13 protein-coding genes and 1 riboswitch are annotated in these 18,301 nt (G+C 61.1%); of the genes, 7 read left to right on the top strand and 6 right to left on the bottom strand.

All coding sequences use genetic code 11. The features are described 5' to 3' along the window. Window positions 1–419: 419 nt before the first annotated feature. Window positions 420–935, bottom strand: a complete 516-nt coding sequence (locus JOD69_RS21230) for a tyrosine-type recombinase/integrase (RefSeq protein WP_086133267.1) — start codon at window positions 933–935, stop codon at window positions 420–422. A gap of 577 nt (window positions 936–1,512) precedes the next feature. On the opposite strand from JOD69_RS21230, the gene JOD69_RS21225 reads away from it, so the two are divergent. From JOD69_RS21225 to pepA, 7 genes are all read left to right on the top strand, one after another. Beyond that, the gene (locus tag JOD69_RS21225) at window positions 1,513–2,796 is read left to right on the top strand and encodes an esterase-like activity of phytase family protein (RefSeq protein WP_205780880.1); all 1,284 of its coding nucleotides are present in this window, start codon (window positions 1,513–1,515) and stop codon (window positions 2,794–2,796) included. A 366-nt stretch (window positions 2,797–3,162) separates the two neighbouring features. Then, on the top strand, window positions 3,163–3,678 hold the full coding sequence (locus tag JOD69_RS21220; protein ID WP_077732368.1) for an archaeosortase/exosortase family protein: 516 nt from the start codon (window positions 3,163–3,165) through the stop codon (window positions 3,676–3,678). Next, a complete protein-coding gene (locus tag JOD69_RS21215; RefSeq protein WP_077732369.1) occupies window positions 3,671–4,291 on the top strand; it encodes a hypothetical protein in 621 nt (206 codons plus the stop codon). The genes JOD69_RS21220 and JOD69_RS21215 overlap by 8 nt, the downstream gene beginning before the upstream one ends. Before the next feature lie 46 nt (window positions 4,292–4,337). Further along, the gene (locus JOD69_RS21210; protein ID WP_210024224.1) at window positions 4,338–6,944 is read left to right on the top strand and encodes a S8 family serine peptidase; all 2,607 of its coding nucleotides are present in this window, start codon (window positions 4,338–4,340) and stop codon (window positions 6,942–6,944) included. A gap of 201 nt (window positions 6,945–7,145) precedes the next feature. Beyond that, a complete protein-coding gene (locus tag JOD69_RS21205) occupies window positions 7,146–9,641 on the top strand; it encodes an ExeM/NucH family extracellular endonuclease (protein ID WP_086133284.1) in 2,496 nt (831 codons plus the stop codon). A 60-nt stretch (window positions 9,642–9,701) separates the two neighbouring features. After that, window positions 9,702–10,310, top strand: a complete 609-nt coding sequence (locus JOD69_RS21200) for a hypothetical protein (protein ID WP_086133269.1) — start codon at window positions 9,702–9,704, stop codon at window positions 10,308–10,310. Window positions 10,311–11,017: 707 nt separating this feature from the next. Then, window positions 11,018–11,098: riboswitch (cyclic di-GMP riboswitch) on the top strand. 98 nt (window positions 11,099–11,196) lie between these two features. Then, on the top strand, window positions 11,197–12,063 hold the full coding sequence (gene pepA, locus JOD69_RS21195) for a flocculation-associated PEP-CTERM protein PepA (protein ID WP_086133270.1): 867 nt from the start codon (window positions 11,197–11,199) through the stop codon (window positions 12,061–12,063). Between the two features lie 637 nt (window positions 12,064–12,700). Here pepA and JOD69_RS21190 read toward each other — a convergent pair. The 5 genes from JOD69_RS21190 to JOD69_RS21170 all read right to left on the bottom strand — a co-directional run bounded on the left by JOD69_RS21190 (window position 12,701) and on the right by JOD69_RS21170 (window position 18,080). Continuing rightward, window positions 12,701–13,948 (bottom strand): glycerophosphodiester phosphodiesterase family protein, encoded by a 1,248-nt coding sequence (locus tag JOD69_RS21190; RefSeq protein ID WP_168183731.1) that lies wholly within the window; start codon window positions 13,946–13,948, stop codon window positions 12,701–12,703. 368 nt (window positions 13,949–14,316) lie between these two features. Then, window positions 14,317–14,919 carry a 3-hydroxyacyl-ACP dehydratase FabZ family protein gene (locus JOD69_RS21185; protein WP_168175529.1) on the bottom strand — a complete coding sequence of 201 codons (603 nt, stop codon included), beginning with the start codon at window positions 14,917–14,919 and terminating at the stop codon, window positions 14,317–14,319. A 27-nt stretch (window positions 14,920–14,946) separates the two neighbouring features. Next, window positions 14,947–16,122, bottom strand: a complete 1,176-nt coding sequence (locus tag JOD69_RS21180) for a nitroreductase family protein (protein ID WP_086133271.1) — start codon at window positions 16,120–16,122, stop codon at window positions 14,947–14,949. A gap of 22 nt (window positions 16,123–16,144) precedes the next feature. After that, window positions 16,145–16,837: a 4'-phosphopantetheinyl transferase superfamily protein gene (locus JOD69_RS21175; protein ID WP_086133272.1), complete on the bottom strand. Its 693-nt coding sequence runs from the start codon at window positions 16,835–16,837 to the stop codon at window positions 16,145–16,147. Continuing rightward, a complete protein-coding gene (locus JOD69_RS21170) occupies window positions 16,818–18,080 on the bottom strand; it encodes an MFS transporter (RefSeq protein WP_086133273.1) in 1,263 nt (420 codons plus the stop codon). Before JOD69_RS21170 ends, JOD69_RS21175 begins: the two co-directional genes overlap by 20 nt. Window positions 18,081–18,301: the final 221 nt, after the last annotated feature.

The raw sequence follows: 18,301 nt of genomic DNA, 5'->3' as shown, positions 1-18,301 counted from the left end.
ATTTACTGCCCCGGAAGTCCGCCGCTTGCTGGTCCACGTGCTCTGGACCCGGCGTCCCGAGGCGGCGCATGTGCTGGCCTGGTCACTCTGGCGGCACCCGCATCAGTGGCGCGCCAGGCAGTGCCATTACCGACGCCGCTGTCGTGGTCGTCCACCATAACTGCGACTGTAGTATTAGAGGCTATCCCAGTAGGCTCAAGAAACCCTTCGACCGGCCTGTCCTGAGCGGAGTCGAAGGGCTCAGGGCGAACGGCCTACTGGAATAGGCTCTTAAGCGCTTGTTTTGCGTGGCTTTAGATTGCTTTGCGTCGCATCGCAACGCTTTCATAATGCGGGTTTCGGCGGTTCAAGTCCATCCGTATCTATCAAAATCAAAGACTTACGGCAGCTCTGAATCGGCTGCCGTAATTTTGCCGGAATCACGCTCTTTTCACGAGCGTGATCTCCGGCCTCTTCTCCTCGACGCACAGCAGTTCCACGCACTCGATCAACCGCACGATTTCCACACGGCTGTAATGCGTGGTGATCCGCCCGACATGATGACTGAGCGAGTCCTGCCGGTCTTCCAAGCTGACCCCCGCGGCACGCAAAGGCATCCCGAAGGTATGCCGAAGATCATGGACCGGCACCGGCTGAAGGCCCGCCGCTTCCCGCGCTTTCCGCCAGGCCTCGTCGTTCATCCTCGACACCTTTTGGCCGTCGAGATCGAACACCCACTCCGAGCCGTTGCCCCGCCGTGAGGCGACGATCGAGCGCGCCACCGTATTGAGCGGCACAATCCGTTCGCGGCCATGTTTGATTTCCGTTTCGGGGATGACGAATACCGTGGTGTGCAACCCCTTGACGTCATGCTCCCAGTCCCAGCGCAGCCCGTAAATCTCCTGATCCCTTAAGCCGGTGTGAAGGGCAAACAGCGTCCTCGGGATCTTTTGCATTCAACACCCCCGTCTCCTTATTGGAAACTTTGGTTTCCGCGTTTTCCACCTTAATCCACCTTAGAGCATTTTCATACCGACTGTACGGGCACTCGCGAGTAGGTCGGGAATCCCTTCCCAATCGCAAACAGTGTCTTCGGGAAGGGCGTGGCCGGCGCTCCCGGCCAGGCCGTTTGCGATTGGAGCGCCGAAGCCCCCCTTTCCGACGCCACGTCCCGGCCGAGCGTCTTCGTCGGAAGGGTCGCGACTAAAGCGACCGTTTGCGATTGGGAAAGGATTGCCGACCTACGAATGCTTGAATCCATTCACCCGAGCCGAAGGCGCAGTTGGCGATGGCTCGCGAGGTCGTACGGTGTGCCTCCGTGCATGCTCTCTGGCGGCGTCACCGAGCAGTAACACTCCGCCCCTAAGATTGGTGGTTCCGTGTGCCGCCGCCTGTCAGCTCCTCGAGCGAATCGGGTGCGCGGCACGCGGCCCGACTTCACTCAGCGACTTCAGGAGAACAAATCCCGTGAAAACAAATGCCTGGAAAATTGTCATGCCTTTCGCCCAAGCCTCCGCCCTGACCGCCGCAGTCGTGGCCACCGGCGTTCAGGCAACGGAACTCACCGGTTTTGCAATGCTGCCGGCCAACACGTTTGCCGTCGGCCCGACTTCCGGACAATTCGCCGGTGCAGGAGCTGGTGGCAACAGCCTGCCGTTGGTCGACAGGCAGCCGGTCCAGGGTTTTTCGGCCGTTCTGAGGGGGCCGACGGGCAATTCCTTCTACGTGATGACGGACAACGGTTTCGGTGCCAAGACCAATTCCGCCGACACCCTGCTGCGCCTTTACGCCATGCGGCCCGACTTCAAGACGTGGAACGGTCGATCTGTGGTTGGCAGCGGCAAGGTAAGCCCGGCCGAGTTCGAAACCGGCAAGAAGCTGAGGGCCTTCACCAGCAAGAGCTTTATCAGTTTGAACGACCCGGACCACAAGATTGGGTTTGACATCGTCGCCGGCATGGCGAACTACCCCAATGGCGCGAACGACATCCCCGTTGACTCGAGCATTCAAGCAAATCGACTGTTGACCGGCTCGGATCTCGACATCGAAGCGGTACGTAAGGACAAAAACGGCAATTTGTGGTTCGGAGAAGAATTCGGCCCGTTCCTGGTGAAAACCGACCACAAGGGTAAGGTTCTACGCAGCGAGATCGCCACCCCCAACATCCTTCCGCCTGGCTCCTCGGCCACCGGTCCGGACGTCATGTCGCCCCAGAACCCTTATCTCGGGGCAGGTATTCCTAACCTCGGCACCTCCCGTGGCTTCGAGGGCATGGCGATCAATCCGGCCGGCGACAAGCTCTACACGCTGCTGGAAGGCACCGTGACGGGCGATCCGGTTAAGACGCTGCGAATCAACGAATTCGACATCGATACGGAAAGCTACACGGGGAACAATTGGCTGTATCAGCTCGAAGCGGAAGGGACCAACATCGGCGACATGACCGCGATCAACGATCATCAGTTCATCGTCATCGAGCGTAACGGCGGCACTGCGACCAACGGCACGCCGTTCAAGAAGCTCTACCTGGCTGACATGGCAAGCGTCGCCAACGGCGGTTTGGTAAAGAAGACAGAACTGGTGGATCTGATGAACATCCCCGATCCGCACGACTTGAACCGCGACGGCAGCACCACCTTCACCTTTCCGTTCGTGACCATCGAGGACGTGTTGATCCTGAACCCAACCACCCTCCTGGTGATGAACGACAACAACTATCCTGGCACCGGAGGACGGGATTCGAATTCGGACAATAACGAGTTCATCAAAATCAAGCTGGATCACCCTTTGGACTTTCGCGGCCGCCGTCAGCATTAAGGCCCGATTTGCGCCTCAGCGATAGGGATTAGCACCGACGCGCCGGGGGCATCCGGCAGTCCCGGCCTAAAACCCAGCGATTCGCCTTGTCGGGCGTTGGGTTTTTGCCGCGATCCGACGCTATCTGCGATCTCCGGCTTGCCAACGGAGCGCCGAAGCCGCCCTTCCCGACGGTGCAGTTGGGCCAACGGATTCGTCGGCAAAGGCTTGCCGACCTACGAATGCTTGAATCCATTCACCCGAGCCGAAGGCGCCAACGACGTCCGCCAAGCACGTTTTGTCGTACGAGCGGGATGAAAACGCTCTAGCCGACACCATCCGAAACATCGAATCAGACTCGGTACAGATCGCTAAAGAACAGCCGACATGGCGCTTAGAGAACTCAAATCCATTGTTGCTTTCCTGTTGATCTTCGCCGGGCTTCAATGGCTTTACGGCCTTGGGCGCGGAACGGCCGTAGAGCGCCTGCTCATCGACATGCTGACGGTCCGGCCGAGCGTGGCACTGATCAACCTCATTACCCCCGGCGAAAACGTAAGGGCAGTGGGCCACAGCCTGGTGTCGCCCCATGCTCGGCTCAACGTGCTTAACGGTTGCGAAGGTATCGAAACGTTTTTCCTGCTGCTGGCCGCGATTCTGATCCATCGCACCTCCTGGCGGCACAAGCTGAGTGGCGCCGTCCTGGGCGTTGTGTTCGTCCATGGTCTTAATCAGGCGCGCATCGTGACGCTGTTCTACGCCTTTCGCTACGACAAGTCCCTGTTCAGCCTGCTCCACGGTTACATGCTGCCGGTGGTGTTGATTCTGCTGACGAGCCTGTTTTTCCTGGCCTGGGCCGTAGCCTGCAAAAAGGCTGCCAATGGATCGACTCTGCATGCTTAAGACCGGCGGGACCTTGGTTGTCGCTTACACGGTCTTGCTGGCTCTGTCGGTTTATCTGGGCGACGATTACACCCGGTTCTGGTTTCCGGAGTATCGGTGGGTGCTGAGCTGGGCGCTGCCCGAATTCGAAGTCGAAGATTTGACCCTGGCGATCGTTCAGGGCGATACGGTGGTCCGGGCCAAACTCACGGCGATCCATGTCTTCTACCTGGGGGACCGGGAAGTTCCCAGGGGAACCGAAATCGTTTGCTCGACGTTGGCCGGGCACGCCGTACTTCATCCCCTGCTCATGATTCCCTTGTGGCTGGCATGGCCGGGATTCTCGCCAGTCGGTAGGCTCGCCGTCCCCATCCTGGCGCTGCCCGGATGGGCGGCGATCGAGGCGCTGGATATTCCGTTGATACTGGCGGGAAGCGCCTGGGATCTGCTGCTGTTTCAGTTGGCCCCCAACGAGTTGCCGCACTCGCCCATAGTCGCCTGGATGCACTTCATGAACGGCGGCGGGAGATCGGCCCTGTCCCTCGCCATCGGAATGCTGACGCTGGTCGCAAGCCAAACGATATTACGGTTTCGCCTACGGGTGAGGGAGCGTTTCATCAAGTTTTTACCTTAGGACGTTAAGGTTTTGGCACTGCGTGTAAACCAAAACGGACGTGGGCATGAAATCTCGATTTCCTAACCAAGCACAGACGCCGAGAAACATCGGAACCTATTGGGCTGTCGTATTGATCGCCTGGCTGAGCATGCAACCGATCATGGGGGCTGCCGCACTCCCGGTGTCGCAATCCGCCAGCGAGTCGAAAGCCCCGCCCGATGTCCTCGCTCGGCTGGAGGCGGGAGCGCCGCAGGATCTGATCGTGTTGTTCGACGATACCGCCATCGAGAAGGAAGCAGCCGATCTTCGCGCCCAAAAGGGGCTAGGCTACGACGACGCGTCTATCCTGGCCTTCAAATCGGGCCGTTACCGTACTCTGAAGCAACGGGCCTTGGCGGCGCCCGGCGCTGCGGAGCGCGAGTTGCTGCGGGATTATGAGCATCTGCCCATGGCATTCCTGCGGTTTCGGACGGCGGGGGCCTTGCGAGCATTGTTGTCGCGTCCCGAAGTCAAAGCGGTCTATCCCGACCTCGTACTCCACCACAAGCTGAACGAGAGTCTGCCCCTGATCCATCAATCGATACCCATGGGCTCCGGTCGAAACGGTGCGAATACCACCGTCGCCGTGCTCGATACGGGCGTCGATAACACCCATTCCGCTTTCGGCTCCTGCACGGCACCGGGCGCTCCTTCAGGCTGCAAGGTGGTGGCGGCAGTGGATATCGCGGCCGACGATAATAACCGAGACGACAACGGCCACGGCAGCAACGTGGCGGGGATCGCGCTGGGCGTTGCGCCCGGAGCGAAAATTGCGGCCCTGGACGTATTTACCGGCTCAACCGCCTTCGGCAGCGACGTCATCGCTGGAATCGACTGGGCCATCGCGAACCGGTCGGCCTACAATATCGTCGCCATCAACATGAGCCTGGGCGCCGACACGAAGTTCACCAGTCCGTGCAGCCAGCTCTCCGGAGCGAACGGCAATCCGTTCCGGACGCCCATCGCCAATGCCCGGGGCGCCGGCATTCTCACCGTGGCGGCCGCCGGCAACGAGGCATACCTGGACGGGCTGCCCATGCCGGCGTGCACGCCCGAGGCGGTCTCGGTGGGCGCGGTGTACGACGCGAACCAGGGCCAAAAAGCCTGGTCCGTCTGCACCGACGCGACTACCGAAGCGGACAAGGTGACCTGCTTCTCCAATACGGCGTCTTTTCTGACCTTGCTGGCGCCGGGCGCAATGATCAGCGCCGCCGGCTGGATCGCCGGCGGAACATCGCAGGCCACGCCTCATGCTGCGGGCGCGGTGGCCGTGCTGCGTGCGGCATTCCCTTCGGAGACGCTGGATCAGACCGTCGCCCGCCTGACCGGGAACGGCATCGCGGTCACCGACACCCGGCCTGCGGCTCCCATCACCAAGCCACGCATAGACTTCACGGGCCTTTTTCCGGCCCCCGCCAACGACCGCTTCGCGAACCGCATCGCGCTGAGCGGCGCTTCGGGGCAAACCAACGGCTCGAACGAGTTCGCGAGCAAGGAGGCCGGGGAGCCCAATCACGCCGGGAACGCCGGCGGAAAATCCGTCTGGTGGACATGGACCTCGCCCGGCTCGGGCCAACTGGCGCTGGATACCTCGGGCAGCGCCGTCGATACCCTGCTGGCCGTCTACACCGGAACGGCGGTCAACGGCTTGGCGGCAAAAGCTTCCAGCGACGACAGCGGCGGGCCTCAGAGCCAGGTCGGTTTGGCCGTGCAGCCCGGAACGACCTACCAGATCGCCGTGGACGGCAAAAACGGCGCCTATGGCACCATCGTCCTCCACTGGAATTTCATCGAGAACGCCGCGGATCTCTCGGTCATCTTGTCCGACAATCCGGATCCCGTTCTTCAAGGGGGCGAACTGGTTTATTCCGCCACCGTGACCAACCAAGGTCCCGCTGTGGCGGCCGGAACGAGCCTGACCGACACACTTCCGGCCGGCGCGAGTTTCCTCTCGGCGTCTCCCGGCTGTTCCCACCTGGCAGGTACGGTCACCTGCAACCTCGGCGACATCCCGTCCGGCGGTTCCGCCAACGCAACGATCAGCGTGCGGGCCGATGCCGCGGGTTCCATTCAGAATACTATCCAAGCCGCTTCCGCCACGCCGGACGGGAATCCGGCCAATGATGCGGCCTCGGCCGACACCACGGTGACTGCCGCCGCCGATCTTGCGGTCACCGTGAACGATAGTCCCGACCCGGTCGCTGTGGGTAATCAGCTCGCTTATCAGATCACCGTCATCAACTCGGGTCCCGCGGATGCTCAAGGCGTCACGGTGACTGACGCGCTTCCCTCGGGTGCGGTTTTTCTATCCGCCTCGGCCAACTGTACGCACAGCACTGGGGTCGTAAGCTGCGATCTGGGTCCATTGACGAATGGCGGAGCCGGCACCGCTTTCATCAACGTTCAGCCCGTCGCCGCCGGCAGCCTGGTCAATTCCGTCAGCCTGAGCAGTCCGACAGCCGATCCGAATTCCGCAAACAACAGCGCCGGCGCGTCGACCACGGTCAATGACGCTTTCCCGCCTGAATCCGGCAACGACGGCGATATTCCCACGCTACCCCAATGGGGCATGGTGGTCATGGGCGCGATGCTCTGGCTTGGTCGCCTCGTGACGAAACGGATTATTCCATAAGGAATCTCTGATTAAGTCCTTCGACAGGCCTGTCCTGAACCAATCTCCGAACGGGCTTCCGTTTCGGAAACTGTCACGTGACCTTCAAACGGCGGTCACAAACGGCCGTTACCGTGTCTTCGCTCTACGGGACCGGCAGATTTTCCGTTGAAAGCCCCCGTGATCGATTTCTCCGAAACAAAATTCCAAAAGGACAACAACATGATGCGCAAGGTATTGACCGGCGCGGTGCTTGCGGCGCTGGGCCCTGCCGCGTACGCCGCGACGCCGGTTTTCATCAATGAAATCCACTACGACAACGCCGGGACGGACGCTGGCGAAGCCATCGAGATCGCGGGGCCGGCCGGCACCAATCTGAGCGGCTGGAAAATCGTCCGCTACAACGGCAACGGCGGCGGCACGTACGCCACGCCCGCCGCGACCACGTCCGAAACCCTTTCCGGGACGATTCCGGACCTGGGCGGTACCGGCTACGGCGTGATCACGATCGCTTACAACCAGGACGGATTGCAGAACGGCGCCCCGGACGGCATCGCCCTGGTGGATGCGTCCAATCAAATCGTTCAGTTTCTGAGTTACGAGGGCATGTTCACCGCCACCAACGGGCTTGCCAACGGCCTCACCAGCACCGATATCGGCGTCAGCGAAAGCAGTTCCACACCGGTCGGCGGATCCTTGCAGCTTACCGGAAACGGCATTTTCTACGAGGACTTCACTTGGGTAGCTTCTTCCGGTAACACCTTCGGTGCGCTCAATGCCGGGCAGTCTTTCGCTTCCGCTCCGCCCCCGCCATCCTCCGTCAGCCTGATCAGTACGGTGCAGGGCACCGGCCTGTCCAGTCCCGTCGTAGGTGCGGCCGTGACGGTGGAGGCCGTTGTTGTGGGCGACTTCCAGGGCGCGACCGAGTTGAGCGGCTTCTTCGTTCAGGAGGAGCCGGCGGATTACGATGCCGATCCCGCTTCGTCCGAAGGCTTGTTCGTCAACTCCACTATCGCCGTCGATCCGGGCGATTGGGTGCGGGTGACCGGAACCGTGACCGAAACCAACGGCCTGACGACGCTGAACGCCTCCTCGGTAACCGTACTCGCCAGCGGAAACCCGCTGCCGGCGGCGACGCCCGTAACCCTGCCCTTCGACGGATCGGCCACCGACCGGGAGCGCTACGAAGGCATGCTGATCAACTTGCCCCAGAGCTTGACCGTCACCGAAAACTTCCAGCTGGGCCGCTTCGGCCAGATCGTGGTGTCCTCGGACGGTCGCCTTCGGAATCCGACGCACGTCGCTTTGCCTGGCGCGGCGGCGAATGCGGTGGCGGCGGCCAACGACCTGAATCGGTTGTTCGTGGATGACGGCTCCAACGTCCAGAATCCCGACCCGGTGATTTTCCCGGCTCCCGGCTTGAGCGCCGGCAACACGCTACGGAGCGGCGACACGCTGACCGGCGCGACCGGGGTGATGAGCTACGCCTTCGGTGCTTTCCGCCTGTTGCCCACGGCGGAACCCCTGTTCGTGGCGGACAATCCGCGCCCCGCGGTTCCGCCCGCGTTGCCCGGCATCGGATCGCTCCGCATTGCCAGTTTCAACGTGCTGAACTACTTCAACGGCGACGGCTTCGGCGGCGGATTCCCGACGGCCCGCGGCGCCGAGAACCCGGCCGAGTTCACCCGCCAGAAAGACAAGATCGTCCCCGCCATCCACGGCCTGAACGCCGACGTGATCGGCCTCATGGAAATCGAGAACGACGACGATGCTTATCCGGCGATCCGGGATCTGGTGGACAGCCTCAACGTCTATGCCGGGTCCGCTCAGTACGCCTTCATCGACACCGGCATCGTCGGCACCGACGAGATCCGCGTGGCGCTGATCTACAAGCCGGCGAAAGTGAGCCCGGTCGGGTCGTTCGCGATTCTGGACTCCTCGGTCGATCCCGATTTCATCGACACCAAGAATCGGCCCGCGCTGGCCCAGACCTTCCTGGACAAGCTGTCCAACAAGAAGCTGACGGTGGTCGTGAATCACTTGAAGTCCAAAGGCTCGGCTTGCACCGACGTGGGAGACCCGGACGTGGGCGACGAGCAGGGAAACTGCAACCTGACCCGGACCAGGGCTGCCCAGGCCCTGGCCGACTGGCTGGCGGCGGATCCCACCGGGAGCGGCAACACCGATGTCCTGGTCATCGGCGATCTGAATGCCTACGCCAAGGAAGATCCCATCCGGACCCTGGAACAGAACGGCTTTACCAATCAGGTCGCGGCTTTCCTTGGCGAGGACGCATATTCCTACGTATTCGACGGCGAAGCAGGCTATCTGGATCATGCCCTGTCCAGTTTGACGCTCACTTATCAGGTCAAGGGCGTCGCGGAATGGCACATCAACGCGGACGAGCCGATCGCGCTCGACTACAACACCGACTTCAAGACGCCGGATCAGGTCACCAGCTTCTACAGTGCCGATCCGTATCGTTCGTCGGACCACGATCCGGTCGTGGTGGAAGTGCTGGTGCCGGGCGATCTCGACAAGGACGGCGACGTCGACGTAGCGGACCAGAACCGCTTCCGCTCCGCCTTGGGCAAGTGTTCGGGCCAATCCGGCTACTTGGCGGAGGCTAACTACGACGGCGTCGGCTGCGTGACCTATGCCGACTACCAGCGCTGGTATGGCCACTACGCTGCCTATCGTGTCAAGGCAGGCCTTTAAACAGCGATCGGCCGCCTCCTTGCAACGAGGCGGCCTTTTCCCCCTAACTGGAGATAAACGATGTTGATTTTTAAAGCCCGCCTCGCAATTGCCATTCTGGGGCTATTGCCCGTGGCCCCTTCCCACTCGGCCGTGGTGTCGCTCAATTTGGTCGGGAATGCCCCCGTGCTGGTTGGCGACAGCTTCAGTATCGATTTAACGTTGACTCAGCCCTTCGATGGGTTGGACGCTTCCGATGAATTGCTGGCGTTCGGATTCGACACGGTGCTGAACGGTACCGCCGCTCAGTTCACCGGCGTCACGTATTCGCCGTCCTTCAGCGATGACAGCGGCCTGCTCGGACTGGATTTGGCGGGATCGGCCTTCCCCGGCATCCCCAATCTTCCGGCTAATCAGACACTGACTCTGGCGACGCTCAATTTCCAGGCGTTGTACGCCGGAAATATTGATTTGGGCGTGTTGGGCAATCCGTCCGAACCCAATCAAGGATTGTTCTTCAGCCTCTCGGGGCCGCTCGCCGCCAATGCCGGTCTGTCCTTGAGCATTCAGTCCAGCGCGGTTCCCGTACCGGCCGCCTTTTGGCTGTTCGCCAGCGGGATCTCGGGGCTGGTGGTGCGGAGTGCATGCCGAAAAAGTTGTACGATCGGCGCACTCAGTCTACGAAGATAGCCGTTGGGCCGACGGGTTTGTCGGCAAAGGATTGCCGACCTACGAATGCTTGAATCCATTCACCCGAGCCGAAGGCGCCAACGACGTCCGCCAAGCCTGTTTTGCCGTACGAGCGAGATGAAAACGCTCTAAGTCTACGAAGATAGGCTTTGATCCCAGCCGTTGCCAAAGCTAACCCGTCCCAATTCGCTCGGCTCTTCGTGTGGACGTGGGCCGGTACGGCTGGCGGAAACGTGATCAGGCTCCGAACCAAGGCCGGGGACCAAGCGGGACCTGATCCGCCGATTCGACCTGGCGTATCGGCAGAGTGCCTTCGGTCTATCGCCATCCGCTGCCGCCGCGCCGCTTCCAGCACGAATGGTTTCCCCTCGCTGGCTCATCTCATCACCTGCGCACGAAGCTCGGCCTTGAACGGCTGTCTCGGTAATTTCGCCATCTCGTTCCACCACCAATCACCGGATTTACGCGATTGATGGTGTCCACTTTTTTGAGCCTGGCTCACTGGCTCATGGAGAGGGAGACTGGACAGAATCCACCTAATCGGTCTCCGACGAGTCATTTGTCATAAATTGATTACATAGATTTAACCAATCATTAACTGACGTGTAACAGTCTCGGCTTAATTTGACCGGGTATTTCGAAAAAATGAGCAAGGAGGCTTAGGTCGGTTACCGGTCACGTCAAGCTGTAGGACCAGCTGAACGTGTTTGCCGAAGAGCCACACCCGCCGTGAGGCGGGGCCGGAAAGCCACGGGTCTCGCGTTTGTCGAGATCGCCGGGCCGCCTCCCGAGTGATGGGGAGGACCGTGGCACCGCTCACCACCTGTGGGCAGAATCACGGACATCACTGTGAGTTCAACGTCAACACAGTGAAAAGGTAATTCGGATGAAACCAAGTAAGATCATTTCGGCGCTCGCTTTGACGGGCGTCGGATTCTCAAGTACTGCCGGTGCGGCAACCTTGCCGAACTGGGTGGGTACCGCGGACTACACCGTCGTGGGCGGTTCGGCCGGCGAAGCGGTCGGTCCCTTCGATACTTACGACTTCGCGGCGGGCGACGGCGGTCTGGCATTGCTCGTACCGGACACGATCGCCAATCCCTCCCAAATTACGGTGGGAGACATCTATTCAGGCGTGTACCAGTCTTACGTCACCAACCATCAGTTGGGCACCTCCACGGTGAGCAACCCCAAACTGAACGTCTCTTACGAGTTGACCACCCAGTCGGCTTTCCAAACACAAGTCACGAACGCGCAGAATCTGGGCAACGGGCTGTGGACCATCAACTTCCAGGTGTTGAGTGGCTCGCTGGACCTGTTTTTCGACAGCGCCGTCAATCGCGACGTAACCGGTGACACGGGCATCACGGACGGCACCAATATTCTTAAGGGATCGGTGACGGGCGGAACCGGGGTCGTCACGGTAAGCACCCAGTTTCCTTCCGGTCTTGGCGTAACCTCGAGCGAATTTACCTTCGTCGGAAACACCAGTTTCTATGATTCGGCGGTATACGATCCCGATACCATCGGCGGCGGCCAGTCGTTGTTCTCCCTGTTCGTCAGAAACCCCACCGCACCTCCCGCCATCTCTTCCGTCGGCGGCATACCGGTTACATCGACGAGCATTCTCTACCAGGCGGATGGATCGCTCACGCTGACGGCGGTACCGGTTCCAGCGGCCTTCTGGCTGCTCGCTAGTGCCTTGGCCGGCATGAGCGTCATCTCTCGCCGTTCCAGCAAATTGGCTGCGTGAGCCTCGCATGGCAAGCCCATTTGGTGAATGGGCGAGGATTCGGTGCAAATCTGCTTCGCTGACTGCGGAAGCAGACGGCGCGGCCGAACGTCACAACCGGGCCGGCGCTTATCCCGGTCCGGTTCCTCGAGCCGACCGCCAGCCGGAACGGCCGAGGCCAGTGCTGCAATTATCATCCTCATGACGCAGCGTCGCTAAAAGTCCGCGACAACTCTTGAGGAACTTCACCCTCGGGCTCGAACACTGCGCGCGAGCCAGTTCGGCGCCGGCGAGCCCCCTCCGGCGCAGGGCTTCCAACAAGAGCTAGCCGACACCCGTTGTTTGTCCTCGGTGGCGGCAAAGTGGGTTTGTGCTGCTTGGCGCCAGGGAGCCGCGAGATCATCGGCGGCGTCGAAGTCCGGGATGAGCCGATCCGGCGGCGCGCCACGTGCGCGAACAGTTCACGTTGTCCGGTACCATGGATCACGGCGGAATCTCCTCAAAAATTCAATGTCAGCAGTTGAATTTTAAGGGCTTTTCGATTCCGCCCACCCTCCTTTCATGAACTATGCAGGCTTGGGACCTCACGCAACAAAACCCCGCCGGAGGCTTCGATTTCTCGCTCCCGCTCGCTCGGTGATCGGGTTTACAGCGCCCCTTACAATCCCTTGCAGTTGGCGTAATAGGTCACCGTCGCGGCCCAGTCGGCGAAGACGCCACGAATACCCACATCCTTCGCCAGCACGTCGAGCACTTTCATTACGTCGCCCTCGCGTTTGATGGCGGAATCGATGGTCTGAAAATAGAACCCATTATTACCGTCGGCGAGAATTCCGGAGCGCTCCAGTGTCCAGGTGATGATATCCAGGTCCGCGGCCTTGGCGTTCCTGGCGTATTCCGAGGGCACGATGTTGCCGCCGGCGTCCAGGTCCAACAAAGCAAACGTCGGCGGCGCCACGATATTGATGCCCATGGTCTTATAGCTTGCCAAGGTGGCAGCATCGGGCAGATCGGCGACCGTTTCGGCATCGTCAAGATACACGGCCTGCTTGCCGAAGGCGGGTTCGTAGCGGACCCAATAGAGCACGTCGTCGATGTTGAAAGACTGAGGGAAGACCTTTTTCGGGGAAACGCGCGCTTCCTTATACTCGTCGATCATTTTCTGGGCGAAATCCTCCTGGGAAAAGCCGTCGAAAGGCATGGCCACGCTAGGGCTCTTCAGTTCGGGAGTCATCTTCACGCCCAGTTTCTTGAAAAGCTCGATGCTTTCCTTGTGCGTAAGCAGGGTGCCGCTGGTCGGTCCGGCATAGAGGTCCGTGCGGAAATTCGCCGTACCGCCGAGATATTCCTCCACGGTTCTAGCGCGGGGGTTTGACGCATCCATCTTGCCGCGAAGGGTTTTGAACTCGGCCAGGGTGATGTCGCTGGTGCGGCATTCCGCCGTGGCGCGCGTGAGGAGATTGCCGCTGGCATCGAAGGTGGCCGGCGAGAACGGCTTCGTGCACTTGGCGGCCAGCTCGGGGATGGCAAGGATATTCGTAGTCGTGTGAAGATCGTTCTGCGCATGACGACACACCAATTCCTTATCCTTGGTGAAGGTCACGTCGCATTCCAGAATGCCGGCGCCCATGCGGGCCGCGGCTTCGTAGGATTCCTTGGTGTGTTCGGGAAATTGCAGAGCGGCGCCGCGGTGACCGATCGAGAAATCGGTCTTTTTGAAGGGACCTTTCGCACATCTCCGAAGCTCGTTTTTGAGTTCGCCGTCTTCCATATCGTTAACCAGGAAAAACGGCCGAGGCCCCAACTGCACGCTTTGGCTATTATCGGACGCCGACGCGGTGGCGAAGAGACCGGGAAATACTGCCGTCATTGCCGCACAGGCAATCATGATCAATCGTGGACGCATCTATCACTCCTGTTGTTCTGGTTTAGTGAAGGTGGGTTGAGCCCATTCGGCCCAGTACAGACCGTACACGCCATTTGTGCCATCAATGTGACTGAACGGTTTAGGTCTCGTGACAGTTGAGCGGGTTTTCGGAGTTTCCGAGAGCGCTACAGCGGCCCTGATCATGCCGACGCCTTCCGGCGCTGGCGTGCGGATACGCGGCTCCCGAGGAGCGTTCGTTAGGTGAAGTTTGGCGGGTTGCCCAAGCGGGTTTAGTCAAGGTGGGCCGGATTGCGCTCTCTCCGTTCAACCTATACGAGGGCGCAGCAGCCGATGCGGAATCCGGACGGAAGCCATCATCCGATCAGGAGCTTCTGAACGACAGGCGCTTACTTCTTTTTCACTTTGGACAGCATGCCGACGATTCGGCTCTCGAAGACGATACGATCCTCGATCAATCCCTGCACGTCGTAATAGAAGATATTGCGGGCTTGATCGACGTTTTCGCACAGTATGAGCAATTGGTCGCCGGGGGCGGCGGAGCTTCGGAAGCGTGCGTTCTCGATACGCAGAAACAGCCCAACGGCAGGTTCCGCCAACCGCCGATTGGACAAGTACAAGGCCAGTTGCGCGCCGGCTTCGAGCATGAGCGCGCCGGGCATAATGGGATGCCCGGGGAAGTGGCCGGCCACCCAAAACTCGTCTTCCCTGACTTTTTTGACCGCAAGGCCGCGACGGAAGGCGTCGTCGACCCAGGCGATGTAGTCCAGCAACAGCATTTCGCCGCGGTGGGGAATTACTTGGCTGATCATGTCACGTCCCACTTTGGGCAAGGCGACGTCAATCTCCGCGGTAGGAAATAACGTGTGCTGCGTCCGCATCGGCTCATGGATTGCCGAGTCCAATCCCGAGTCGAGCAATTCCCGGATGCGGCTGATGAAATGACGGGTATGGATCGGAGAGTTCCGGAGAGAAAGAATCTTATCTAGCATGACACCGCCTGCTTTTGAGACCATTGATCAACGAAGTACCGATTGAAGTGACCGGCGCACGGAACGCTCCAAAGGCCTAGCCAGGCCGACGCGCAACAGCATTAGCGGCACCGCCCCTGAAGGAAGACCGAGGGATTTCGCCAAACCGGACGACCCTACGGGCGATTCGGTGGGGTACGCCAAAGGATGAACTGCAAGTCCCTGCGCAACGGCCGCCAGGTAAATCCGCTCTATCAGCCGTCCGCCCTGAAACCAGGCGTCCGGCGTATCCCGCTCGCTCCAGACCACGCTCCAAAGCGGCGTGGCTTCGGCGAGCCGCTTCACTACATCGATCTCGCCTTGGCGGAACTCGGACGACACCAAATCCTCGGGGGTGGACAGGAACTCCACCCACTCCTTCACGAACCACGGGGCATCGCTGGTGAAGATGGAAATCCCGTCGCGGCTCGCTTCCCATTCCCGTCTGGAACGGCGGAACCACGACATTGAATCTCGGTACGCCGCATCGTTCGCCACGAACTCGGCCACGGCATCGGCGGCGATCCGAACGATGGCTTCCCGTTCGCGGGCGGCACCGTACCAAGCGAGGTAGGTGCCGGGAAGTTCGCCATACTCATTGAGGCTTTCCGTGAACTCGTTCCGGGAAATCGGCAATGGCTCGAACTCGGCGCGGGTGGTTTGGCGGCGGAATATGGCCGGAAACCAGGGATGGGTATTTGAGTCAGAGCGCCGCGCCAGTTCGAGCGACGCACAGCGGCCCCCGTTTTGCAGAAACGCATCGGCCTCCGCATCGGACACGGTCGCCGCATAACCGAGTTGAGCCGCCGCGACGACCATGTTCTCCGTGGCACAGCCCAAGCCCATCAACATGAGCCGGCGGCGGGGATCGGCCTGGCCGAGATGGCGCGCCAGATCGGCGTAGAGAACAATCCGATTGCCCAGCAGGTTGAAGGCCCAGGGTTGGGTGTTGTGGGCATTCGCGGCCAACGTGCCGCACAGCGCCACGTATTCCAAATCGGTCAGATCTCCCTTTGCGGTTTGCTCCCATGCGACGTACGGTGAGGCGCTTGCAACCGCAGGGGCTGCCCTGAACAATGCGGGAAACGTGGCTGCTCCGACCGCGAGAGCGCCGGTCTGGCGGAGAAATCGCCGACGGCTCTGCAATATCGGGTCGGGGCGGATCATGCTTCGTTTCCTTTTCATCGGCGTTACCGAACTCTTTCTTTCATGAATTGTAGTCTGGCGCCGGCCACCACACCCCGGTGAATATGTGAGTGTCGTTCCAACCCAAACGGCCGACCAGTCGCACTTCGTTCAGCGCGGAGCCATAAGTCGGATCGACCACGAAAACGCCGCTCGAGAAGTCCATACGCACCGCCAGATCGTTAAACCGGGCCAAGGAACCGGCGGCCGTATACAGGCACTTGATGGCGCTTTCCTTGGCCGAAAACAGGACATAGGCGGCCAACTCGCGACAACCGTCCGGCAGCGAGTCCAACCAGGCGCGCTCTTCCGGCAAGGCGATGGAATCGATGGCACGCCAGGGGAACGGGTTTTGCCGGCATTCCACATCCACCCCTACTCCGCGAGCGAACCGAAGCCGAGTGGCCACGGCCGCTACCATGCCTTCCGTATGGCTGATGCTGCCGACGATATCCCGTCCCCAGATCGGCGCGCCGGATTCATCCCGAAGAATCGGCGCCGGCTCGACCCCGAGATGTCGAACCGCCTTCCGCGCCAGAACGCGCCCGGTGGCGAATTCCTTCCGGCGTTTCGCTATGGCCCCATCGACCAGCATCCGTTCTTCTTCGAACAATTCGGACGGGTCCGAGAGCTGTTCGGTCCAGGCGACGACGAATAACTCTCCGGGGAACAAACCCTCAGGTCGTCGTATCGGTTCAACGGGTATCGATGGCATAGTCGCTCGCGAAACTCCTGAGCCAGCGCCACAACCAGCTCACGGCCTGGCTGAACACGAGCATCCCGAACAGGGCCATGGACGGCGTAAAAAGGTGCTGGCCGCCCTCATGCCGCATGATCCATGCCGACAACCACGGGCCTCCGGCCGATCCGACGGCGAAGGCCGCGGTGAACAGAGCGGTGCCGCCGGGCAAATCGGCGCGGGGCAGGATCCTGGCCAGAAGCGCCAGGGCCAGAGCGAACACTGGCCCCAATGTCAGTCCGGTCGCGAAGGCCGCGCCTCCGGCGACGTATTCGGCGCTGATCGGTTGGCCCTCCTGCCCCAGGCGTACCCAGACATCGCCGATGAGGGCGCTAACCGAGTCGACCCGCATCAGCACCGCCAAGGCGACGATGCCTCCCATGCCGCAACCGAACAGTACACGGCGATAACCCAGCCGATCCCCCAGGTGGCTGACCGGCAAAGTGCCCAGCAATCCCCCCAGCACGAAAGCCGCCAGGTGATGGGCGGTAGCCATGGCGGTGAAACCCTGGCGCACGAGAACGGCAGGATAGAGGGTCAGCAGCGTGGCTTCCGCAAAACCATAGGCCAATACGGCCTGCACCGGAATTCCCGCCCGCAGCAGAAGTCGGCCGCTAGCGCGTTCCGGTTCGGCGCGCGCTCCGGGCAAGCCGATAGCCACCAGAACCGCAGCTTGAACCAGGAGCACGGTGGCGACAGTAAAAGGCAGATGATGGGCCAGCCCGTATAGGTACGAACCCACGACCGGCCCGACCGCCAGCCCTATCCCGAAGCATAGACCGTAAACGCCGTTGGCAACGGCGCGGCGCTCCTCGCCGGCAAAGCAGGACAAGGCGGTTTGAGTGCCGATCATCGCGCAGGCCATGCCCAAGCCCATCAAGCCCCTTAAGGCGAACCACAATCCGATGTCCGATTGCCAAGGGAACGAAACGGCCGCAGTCGCGTATGCCAGCAGGCCCACGGCCACGACGCGGCGCAGACCGATCCGCCGCAGCGCCCGACCCGCGAAAGGCGCAGCCAGCGCAACGCAGAGAAACAACAGCGATGCGTTGGCGCCTATCAGCACGCCGTCGACGTGGCGCTCTTCCATGAAGATGGCAACGATGGGGTTGAGGATTCCAAGCGATATCCCCAACAGCCCGCCCAGCGCATACAGCGTACCCAGAGCGACGCCCGCCAGCGGATGCTCGGGCGTCGGGGGGCAGGATTTAGCCCCCATTTCTCACCTCTGTCCAATCGCGATGAGTATGACGTAGGATGTGCTGAACGAAGTGACAAATCGGCAGGGCGAGACGCAACGCGACGAGCGGGCAGGCCAGGGACGGGCTGCCCCGGACTCGCGAGCGAAGCGGGACAGCGTAGCGTGGCGAGGCCGAGTTGCACGGCGAAGCCGCCCGAAGGGTGCCGGACCGGGACTGTCCGGCATGAACCGCATCGTTC

This window comes from Methylocaldum sp. RMAD-M (genome assembly GCF_017832375.1).
Classification (GTDB): domain Bacteria; phylum Pseudomonadota; class Gammaproteobacteria; order Methylococcales; family Methylococcaceae; genus Methylocaldum.
The sequence above is the reverse complement of the archived record's forward strand: the minus strand, read 5'-3'. Positions and strand labels throughout refer to the sequence as shown.